1 protein-coding gene is annotated in these 2,054 nt (G+C 56.2%); it reads right to left on the bottom strand.

The features are described 5' to 3' along the window. Nucleotides 1-401: 401 nt before the first annotated feature. Complete coding sequence (locus CQ12_RS03920; protein WP_057834052.1) at nucleotides 402-1,610, bottom strand: hypothetical protein; 1,209 nt, start codon at nucleotides 1,608-1,610, stop codon at nucleotides 402-404. Between the last annotated feature and the right edge of the window lie 444 nt (nucleotides 1,611-2,054).

Here is a 2,054-nt window from a genome sequence, read left to right as displayed (position 1 = left end):
AAAAGGGCAAGGCCGGCATCGTCGTCCCGTCCAAGGACAAGCTTCCGACCGTGATCGATACCCTGATCGCCGCCGTGCGCGCCGGGGAGCTGGACGATCTGTTCAGCCAGGCAGCCAAGACAGGATCGATTGGCAAAGCTCGCAAGGCGGCTTGATCATCAGGCCGGGCGATGGATGACAAACTCGTCCGGGTTTTGCCGTGTCTAAGACTGGCGGGGCACACAGACGATGAAAGTCGGAGTTTCCCACGGGCGAGCAGAGTATCGCTTCTGCCGAAGAATGAGCCAATCCAACAGGCGAACAACTGCATTTACGAAGCAGTGGTCTCTGTGATTGCTCCGCCGATCGGTCTGTCTGAATACTTTCGGGTGACTGCGCACAGCCGGCAAAGAGCGTCGGCGCTATTTCATATGGGTTTTCCCTCCGCCAGTGCTCACACCACCACCTCCTCCTGTGACTGGCTTACGGCATCGGTCTCTGCAACCGTTGCCCATAGCAATTGCCACGGCCCATGTTCCACCAGCGATGACCGCACCCACGATGACGAGCCACCAAGCGACAGGGGTGGCGGCCGCGCCGACGGCGCCAACCCCTACACCCACGGTGACACCTGCGTTCTTCATCGTAGCTTCGGCATTGTTACAGCAATCTAGACATTGATCGCGATCATTATAGCCCTCACAGGCGAACGAGATAACGGCGTCTGATGGTGGGCCCCACGTGGTGCCGCTGCCGCCGTCTCCATTCCTCTTTGTGATGTCGATTGAGTACATTCTCACAGAATCGGGCGAGGGGCCGAAAATCTCCAGGCCTTCCGGAGTTGTGTAGTTATCATGCTCGATCCCTTGCGCCATCGACCGAAAGAGCCGCTGATCAAATGGTTCAGGTTCAAAGTCGGTCAACTTCACGAGCTGATGTTCAACAGGTGCGAAAGCAGGCTCCAGAGGTGAAAGCGGAACAGTCTCAGCAAAACTAACGTGCTGAATTCTGGCAGAGCCCCATCTCTCTCCGTTCCAGCACAGGAGCCGGTTTGGCGGCCCCTTGAAAAACGACGAAGCATTTGGAAAGAGCTTATTCAGCTCCTTTCGGTCATTCACCAATTCGGGTTTTTGAACAATACGCTTCCGGCCAATGGTCGATAAGCCACTCGGCAGCAGCCTATGGATGGTTGCAGCTCCCTGTTCATGATCGAGCTGGAGTACGACAATGTACTCCGTATATCTCAAGGCCGTCGTTCCGAAACGTCGCGATGCTATTGGGTCGACAAACCGATTGACCAAAAATGCTGCTCCGGTGTCTTTCGCTGTCGCCTCCGACCCCAATCTGCGCGATACGGCATCGAGGAATTGATCGTTGCCGGCTGGGGCAAGCGGCGCGACGAACATATTCTCATTGAAATTGGGACCGCCCAAATCAACAGTAAGAGTGTCCGCCAGAGACGACGAAAAGTTTTGTCCCTGACTGGTAAACTGCTCGGCTCGCGCTTGCAGAAATCCTGTAGTCTCGGGATCTCCAATCGGAGCACTAAAATGGGACGCGAAGTTGCTGCCAGCGTTGTCGGCCACCAACTTCGCTAGATCCTGAAACCTTGGAAGTTGACCCTTGGGCATATCTGGCTCCGTCAGCGGATGAAGCGTTCCCAAGTGCGAGCTCGTTGTTTGAGCCGATGATTACTTTCTTGATAGCACGCTGCGAGCCGCGGAAAAAGGACTAACAGAAGGGGATCGGCGCGATGCGGGAACCGAGGGCAATCTCGTGGCTCGACCTATTTCCATTGTTTCGCCAACCCTTGATGGATGATCCGAATATGGCTTCCCGAGCTGCATGTTGCGAGCAAGTCGTAGTCAGACGGGTTGAGATCGCACGTACAGTGCCACGACGTGATTAGGATCAACGGGGAGCGGCACACCACTACGAAGCAGCAGGCCGTTCGGCCCTGGTGGAAGACGGTTCCGGTCAGGTCGTGATGTCCGTCAAAGATGGGGCGAAGCCTATCGGGTTCGAAAAGGGCAAGGCCGGCATCGTCGTCCCGTCCAAGGACAAGCTTCCGACCG

This window comes from Bradyrhizobium jicamae (assembly GCF_001440395.1).
Lineage (GTDB): Bacteria > Pseudomonadota > Alphaproteobacteria > Rhizobiales > Xanthobacteraceae > Bradyrhizobium > Bradyrhizobium jicamae.
Note: the sequence above shows the minus strand (reverse complement) of the source record. Positions and strands in the feature narration are given on the sequence as shown.

What these genes read in the sequence shown, in the direction of transcription:
- CQ12_RS03920 (WP_057834052.1), bottom strand. Translation starts at nt 1,610, where the DNA reads ATGCCCAAGGGTCAACTTCCAAGGTTTCAGGATCTAGCGAAGTTGGTG.